The 6,148-nt window shown below is 64.1% G+C and carries 7 protein-coding genes; 3 read left to right on the top strand and 4 right to left on the bottom strand.

Annotation, left to right across the window (positions count from 1 at the left end; all coding sequences use genetic code 11):
* Positions 1 to 171: 171 nt before the first annotated feature.
* The 3 genes from QMX78_RS19550 to QMX78_RS19540 all read right to left on the bottom strand — a co-directional run bounded on the left by QMX78_RS19550 (position 172) and on the right by QMX78_RS19540 (position 3,250).
* Positions 172 to 1,854 carry an amidohydrolase gene (locus QMX78_RS19550; RefSeq protein ID WP_282272716.1) on the bottom strand — a complete coding sequence of 561 codons (1,683 nt, stop codon included), beginning with the start codon at positions 1,852 to 1,854 and terminating at the stop codon, positions 172 to 174.
* Between the two features lie 99 nt (positions 1,855 to 1,953).
* Positions 1,954 to 2,697 (bottom strand): glycine zipper 2TM domain-containing protein, encoded by a 744-nt coding sequence (locus tag QMX78_RS19545; RefSeq protein ID WP_282272714.1) that lies wholly within the window; start codon positions 2,695 to 2,697, stop codon positions 1,954 to 1,956.
* Positions 2,698 to 2,815: 118 nt separating this feature from the next.
* Entirely contained in the window at positions 2,816 to 3,250 is a 435-nt protein-coding gene (locus QMX78_RS19540; RefSeq protein ID WP_282272712.1) for an OsmC family protein, read from the bottom strand.
* 302 nt (positions 3,251 to 3,552) lie between these two features.
* On the opposite strand from QMX78_RS19540, the gene QMX78_RS19535 reads away from it, so the two are divergent.
* The 3 genes from QMX78_RS19535 (at position 3,553) to QMX78_RS19525 (ending at position 5,313) form a co-directional block, all read left to right on the top strand.
* On the top strand, positions 3,553 to 3,963 hold the full coding sequence (locus tag QMX78_RS19535; protein WP_282272710.1) for an HU family DNA-binding protein: 411 nt from the start codon (positions 3,553 to 3,555) through the stop codon (positions 3,961 to 3,963).
* Between the two features lie 135 nt (positions 3,964 to 4,098).
* Positions 4,099 to 4,482 (top strand): DUF3861 family protein, encoded by a 384-nt coding sequence (locus QMX78_RS19530; protein WP_282272708.1) that lies wholly within the window; start codon positions 4,099 to 4,101, stop codon positions 4,480 to 4,482.
* A 246-nt stretch (positions 4,483 to 4,728) separates the two neighbouring features.
* Positions 4,729 to 5,313: a DUF1439 domain-containing protein gene (locus QMX78_RS19525; protein ID WP_282272706.1), complete on the top strand. Its 585-nt coding sequence runs from the start codon at positions 4,729 to 4,731 to the stop codon at positions 5,311 to 5,313.
* 219 nt (positions 5,314 to 5,532) lie between these two features.
* Here the strand turns inward: QMX78_RS19525 and QMX78_RS19520 are convergent, their stop codons facing one another.
* Positions 5,533 to 6,000 carry an SET domain-containing protein-lysine N-methyltransferase gene (locus QMX78_RS19520; RefSeq protein WP_282272704.1) on the bottom strand — a complete coding sequence of 156 codons (468 nt, stop codon included), beginning with the start codon at positions 5,998 to 6,000 and terminating at the stop codon, positions 5,533 to 5,535.
* Between the last annotated feature and the right edge of the window lie 148 nt (positions 6,001 to 6,148).

Genomic DNA, 6,148 nt, shown 5'->3' with positions numbered 1-6,148 from the left:
GCCGCGAAGCTGGCAACAATGAAGTCACCAACATCCCCGCAATCGGACGGGTAGCGAGCTTCGCGGCTTACGCCGCTCCCACAAAAAAGAAGAAAACCGATGCCAAGGGTTTGGCATCGGTTTTCGGGTAACTCACGTTCAAGGGAAAGCACTACCGAAGCCGCAAGGGCTTCATCCCTCCGGCGTAGCCGCCTTGTAGACCGGCTCGCCATCAACCCAGGTCGACAGCACCTTCAGGTCATCAAGCTGGTCGGCGGCAACCTCCAACGGGTCACGATCCAGCACCACGAAGTCGGCACGCAGCCCGCGCTGCAGCTTGCCGACCTGGGCTTCGTCATGGCCAGCCCATGCCGCATCGCTGGTGAAGCCGCGCAGCGCTTCGGCGGCACTCAGGCGCTGCTCCGGCTGCCAACCACCCGGCGGCTGGCCGTCGCGGTCCTGACGGGTCACCGCTGCGTACAGGCCCAGACGCGGGTCAACCTGCTCCACCGGGAAATCCGAGCCCAAGGCCAGACGCGCGCCGCTGTGCAGGAAGCGCTGCCAGGCATAGGCACCGAGGATGCGTTCCGGCCCGACCCGTTGCTCGGCCCAGCCCATGTCCGAGGTGGCGTGGGTCGGCTGCATCGAGGCGATCACGCCGAGCTTGGCGAAACGCGGGATGTCCTGCAGCGACACCACCTGCGAGTGTTCGATGCGCCAGCGATGATCGGCGTCCTTGTGGGTGCCCAGCACCTTCTCGTAGGTATCCAGCACGATGCGGTTGCCGCGATCACCGATCGCATGGGTGGCGACCTGCACCTTGCAGCCATCGGCTTTGCGCACGGCGACTTCGAACTCCTCCGGCGAGGTCATCAGCAGGCCGTGGTTATGCGGGTCGTCACTGTAAGCGGTCAGCAGGGCCGCACCGCGGCTGCCCAACGCGCCATCCATGTACAGCTTGACCCCGCGCATCTGCAGGCGACCGCCGGGATGGGCGTACAGGCCGGCCTTGCACAGGTCCTCCAGCGCTTCGTTGTTGCCATCGGCATAGGCGTCGATGCGCAACGGCAGCTTGCCCTGGTCAGCCAGACGCTTCATCAGCGCCAGATCCTCGCGCGACACGCCCATGTCATGCACACCGGTCAGACCATTGCTGACCGCCGCCTGCAATGCGGCCTGCAGGCGCTTTTCGCGCGAAGCGTCATCCAGTGCCGGAATCTGCGAATAGACCAGCGACGCCGCACCATCGACCAGCACGCCGCTGGGCCTGCCTGCGGCATCGCGGAGAATGCGCCCGCCCTCTGGCTGCCAGTCGCCGGTCAGCGACTTGCCTGCCTTCTCGGCGATACCGATGGCGGCGCTGTTGACCCAGCCGGCATGGCCGTCGATGCGCTCCAGATAAACCGGCCGCTGCGGGAACGCCGCATCCAGATCGGCGGCAGTGGGGAAATCGGTGTTGTCCCAACGGTTCTGGTCCCAGCCGCGACCCAGCAGCCACTCGCCGGGCGCCAGCGTCTTCTCGAAGGCCTGCAGCCGCTCCAGCACTTCGCCGCGATTGCGTGCGCCGGTGAGATCGGCCTGCATCAGGGTATTGCCCAGGCCCATGATGTGCGCATGTGCATCGATCAGGCCCGGCACCACGGTCGCATCGCCCACGTCGATGCGCGGGGCCTGCGGATACAACTGCAGCAGTGCATCGGCACTGCCCACGTCCAGTACCTTGCCGCTGTCACTTTCCCAGGCGATGGCACCGACCACCGGCTGCGCCGGGTCACCGGTGCGGATGGTATCGGCGACCAGCAGCTTGACCTCGGCCTCGGCCGGGAGCGCATGCAGGCAGGGAAGCAACAGGGCAACACAGGCAAGACGACGCATCAGGCACGCTCCGCAACGGAATGCGTGGACTATGCCGTCATCGGCCCAGCCTGACAAACCGTGCCCTGCACCTCAGCCGGGCAGAAACGCCCGCTGCGCTCAGTCGGCGCTTACATCGACGCGCACGCGGATCTGCTCGCCCGGGTGGTAGTCGCGATGGGTGCGGTATTGGCGGCCAGCGTATTCGTAGGTGACGTCGTAGCCGTCCACCCGCTCGCTCTCGCTGCCATAGCCGCTGGGCTCACAGACCCGCACGTCACCGCGCTGGTAGGTCGGCCGGTTGCTGGCTTCGTAGATCGCGCGACCGGCAGCGCCACCGGCAATGGTGCCGACCGCAGTACCGAGGTAACGGCCATCGCCACCACCGATGCGGCTGCCCAGCACCGCACCGGCCAGGCCGCCGATCACCGTCGCCCACTGGCGACCGCTTTCGTTGCCCTGCCGGTACTGGCCGTTGTCGTAGCCACGCTGGTCGTAGCCATCATTCCGATAGCCGTTGTTGCCGTAGCTGTTGTTGCCATAACCGCCGGCCTGATAACCATTGTTGTTATCCACATAACCGCCATCGTTGCGCTGATAGCAGCGCTCAGTGCGTCCCTGATCGCCGTTGACGATGACTGGATCCACCCGCACCACCCGCGCGTAGTCGTACACCGGGCCATTGGTGTCGCTGCTCCCGCTGCGATACCGGCCATCGTCATGGCGCGGATCCGGCCGGTACTGGCCATCATCGTAAGAACCGTTGGGGCGGTATTGACCGTCGTCGTAGCGCTGTGCGGACGCATTGAAGGCGACCAGACCACCGGCAACAAGGACAGCGGCAACAGCAAGCGAGCGACTCATGGCAGCAACCACTCCGGCAGGAATGAGGAACAAGGGATGAGCGATGCTCAGGCGCGACGGGTGAAACGACCCTGAACCGGCCCGGCCAGCGCTGAACGCTCGCCGGGCCAGCGCCAGGTCAGGCCGAAAACTCGGTATCCAGGCTGATCGGGACCGCACTCAGTGCCTTGGATACCGGACAGTTCTGCTTGGCGTCATCGGCAATTGCGCGGAACCGGGTCTCGTCCAGGCCCGGCACCACCGCTTTCACCTTCAGCCGGATCTGCGACAGCTGCGGGCCGCCCTCCATCGACAGGTCGACATCGGCACGGGTGTCCAACGAGGTCGGCGGGAAGCCAGCCTCACTGAGCTTGGCCGACAGCGCCATGGTGAAGCAGCCGGCATGCGCGGCGGCGATCAACTCCTCGGGGTTGGTGCCCTTCTCATCGCCGAAGCGGCTGTTGAAGGCGTAGCGCGTGTTCTCCATCAAGCCGCTCTGCGGCGTGCTCAAGCGGCCCTGCCCAGTCTTCAGATCACCTTCCCAGCGTGCGGTGGCGTGACGCGAAATACCCATGGTCGAACTCCTCGTGGTGGATGACGCAACCAGCCTAGCCCACGTCGCGTTAGCAGTTTGTGCGGTGCAGCTGCAGGCGCAACGGCGTGCCCGAAGACCAGGGGCAACACCGTGGTTGATCGCAGCCATGCCCTGTTTTTGCGTGCCTTGTGGCACTGATTTGTTGTCCAAATACGCCCGGAAGCAATTTTTATGGGCTTTTTCTTCGATTACCTATTGGCGTCACGCAATTCATGCCCTACATTTCGCTTGCCGACGGGGTCGGCACGACCAACAACCAACCGTTCACGGAACAGGAAATCATGGCAAAGACCGCTAAAAAGGCTGCCCCGAAGAAGGCAGTGAAGAAAGTAGCCACGAAGGCTGCAACCAAGGCTGCCGCCAAGCCGGCCGCACCGAAGCCGATCAAGGAAGCACTGACCAAGTCCGGTCTGGTCGCCCACATCGCTGAAGCCACCTCGGTTGCTGCCAAGGACGTGCGCGCTGTGTTCGCCGCCCTGGAAGGCGCCGTCGCCGCCTCGGTCAACAAGAAGGGCGCTGGCTCCTTCACCCTGCCGGGCCTGCTGAAGATCTCCACCGTGAGCGTTGCTGCCAAGCCGAAGCGCAAGGGCATCAACCCGTTCACCAAGGAAGAGCAGTGGTTTGCCGCCAAGCCGGCCACCACCAAGCTCAAGGTGCGTCCGCTCAAGAAGCTCAAGGACGCTGCGCTGTAATCAGCGCGCCCCTTGGCGAAGAAACGGGACGGCCCTGCCGTCCCGTTTTTTTTGGGGCTTTGGTGTGGTGGAAAACGTTCCCATGGCCCGCAGCGTTCTGCCGGTGGCATCGGGAAAACGCTGGAACACAGCGTCATGGTCCAACGCCTCGTACCTGCGCCAGCACCGGCCTATGGTGGCCACTCCCACCGCTTCCCCACGCAGTCCACCATGTCCATCAGCAAGCATCGCTACCGAATCTCCGTCACTCCGATCGAGACTGACGGCCAGCAGTGCAGCGGCCGCTGCTCGATCGAGTTCGAACAGCGCAGCCAATACAACTGGATGCGCCAGCTGGAATCCGCGCAAGGCCAACGTCGACTGTCCTGCAATGAGGACGCCGGCATCGTGGTTGTCACCGGCCTGCTGGAGACACTGGCCGAATCGGCTGGCAAGCCCGACAGCCTGTTGAGTGCCCTGCAGCCGGAGCTCGGCCAGTTGCTGCACAAGCTCAAGCAGCTGCAGAAGCCGCTGGAATAAGTCGCTGGCCGTAAAGCTTGCACCCGGCAGTTCCCGGCATCGTTGCCCGAGCGCTGTCCGGCCGGTCATCGGGACCGCAAAGCAGCGCTCCGCGCGCTGACATCGCAGCAGCCCGCCCATCGGTCTCAGTGACAGGGAGATCAACCGGCAGTATGTCCGCCAGATTGAATCCGGCCTGCTAATTGACCGTTCACCCGATCCGGTTATCGTGCTATTCCAACCAGCCGCCATCACCGAGTGCGCCCGATGAACCTGCGTTCCCTGCTCCTCCCCTGCATCGCCTTGATCGCCATCGCCGGCAGCGCCCATGCCGCACCGCAGGTCAACGGCAAGCAATTGACTGTGGGTGCCGCCGACGTGCAGCAGTACCTGGACGGCAGCTTCCCGCGCACCCAGAAGGCGCTTGGCGGCCTGCTGGCACTGACCGTCAGCCAGCCGCGGCTGACCTTGCCGCAGGGCAGCCGCCTGGACCTGGGCTTCAACCTGGCCATGGCCGCCGGTGGTTCGTCGATGCCGGTGGGCGATGTACAGATCAGCAGCGGCCTGCGCTACGACGCACAGACCCAGGGCTTCCATCTGGACCAGCCCACCGTTGATGGCTTCCGCCCCAGTGCCGGTGGCGGCGAGTTGGATTCAAGCACCCGCAGCCTGCTCAACAGCTGGCTGGCCGACTACGCCCGCCGCGAGCCGATCTACAAGATCGACCCGGCCATCGCCAAGGTGATGGGCGTGCTGCAGGTGAAGTCGGTGGGCATCCAGAACGGCCGCATCGCCGTGGACTTCAACCAGAACCTGGGCAGCTTCGTGCCGCAGGGCTTGCTGGGCAACTGAGCCGGACAGCTGTAGAAACGAAAGAGGCCGCGATTGCGGCCTCTTTGCTTTGTTTGTAGGAGCGGCGTAAGCCGCGAAGCTAGCGAGGTGTCAGCCACCGAGCAGAATCTTCCCTGCGGAGCTGCGCCACGATCCATTAGCAGCACCTGAGCTGGCAGTGGCTTCGCGGCTTACGCCGCTCCTACAAAACCATGCCGATCCATGCAGCGCCCCAGAGACTCAGCGCTTCGGCTGCAGCATCGTGCCGGTGCACTTGGGCGAGCCGCAACGGCATTCCCAGATCTTCTTCAGGCGCGGGGTGTGGCGCTCGGCCAGGGTGATGCCGTAGTTGTAGGTCAGCTCTTCGCCCGGCTTGATATCGCGGATGGCTTCGATGAACACCTTGTCGGCGGTGCGGTCATCACCTTCTGCCTCTTCGATCATCGCCTCGCAGTTGGGATCGCAGCTGTGGTTGATCCAGCGTGCGTCGTTGCCCTTGTAGTTGGCATCGATGACGTAATCGTCGTTCAGGGTGAACAGGAACGTGTGGCCGGATTCCACATCGCCGGCATCATCCGCATCCACTTCAGCATGGGTACGGTGCTTGCCCTTGTACTCGATGACGCGCTCGCCCTTCTTGAGGTCGGCCACGGCGAACACGCCATTGCCGTGGATGGAGGATTTGCGTGCCTGGATCTTCTTGGGCATGTACATGGCCGGAACTTGAGTGAGGCGGTGATTCTCGCCCATCGGGCTTTACAACCCAAGGGCTGGGATTGGGGATTGGGGATTGGGGATTGGGGATTGGGGATTGGGGATTGGGGATTGGGGATTGGGGATTGGCAAGAGTGTGGCG

The sequence above is a fragment of the Stenotrophomonas sp. PS02298 genome (assembly GCF_029959445.1).
Taxonomy (GTDB): domain Bacteria; phylum Pseudomonadota; class Gammaproteobacteria; order Xanthomonadales; family Xanthomonadaceae; genus Stenotrophomonas.
This window is presented reverse-complemented; position numbering and strand designations above follow the sequence as displayed.

Excerpts from the sequence above, each read along its gene's own strand:
- QMX78_RS19550 (WP_282272716.1), bottom strand. The coding sequence starts at position 1,854 with ATGCGTCGTCTTGCCTGTGTTGCCCTGTTGCTTCCCTGCCTGCATGCG.
- QMX78_RS19545 (WP_282272714.1), bottom strand. The coding sequence starts at position 2,697 with ATGAGTCGCTCGCTTGCTGTTGCCGCTGTCCTTGTTGCCGGTGGTCTG.
- QMX78_RS19540 (WP_282272712.1), bottom strand. The coding sequence starts at position 3,250 with ATGGGTATTTCGCGTCACGCCACCGCACGCTGGGAAGGTGATCTGAAG.
- QMX78_RS19535 (WP_282272710.1), top strand. The coding sequence starts at position 3,553 with ATGGCAAAGACCGCTAAAAAGGCTGCCCCGAAGAAGGCAGTGAAGAAA.
- QMX78_RS19530 (WP_282272708.1), top strand. The coding sequence starts at position 4,099 with ATGGTCCAACGCCTCGTACCTGCGCCAGCACCGGCCTATGGTGGCCAC.
- QMX78_RS19525 (WP_282272706.1), top strand. The coding sequence starts at position 4,729 with ATGAACCTGCGTTCCCTGCTCCTCCCCTGCATCGCCTTGATCGCCATC.
- QMX78_RS19520 (WP_282272704.1), bottom strand. The coding sequence starts at position 6,000 with ATGCCCAAGAAGATCCAGGCACGCAAATCCTCCATCCACGGCAATGGC.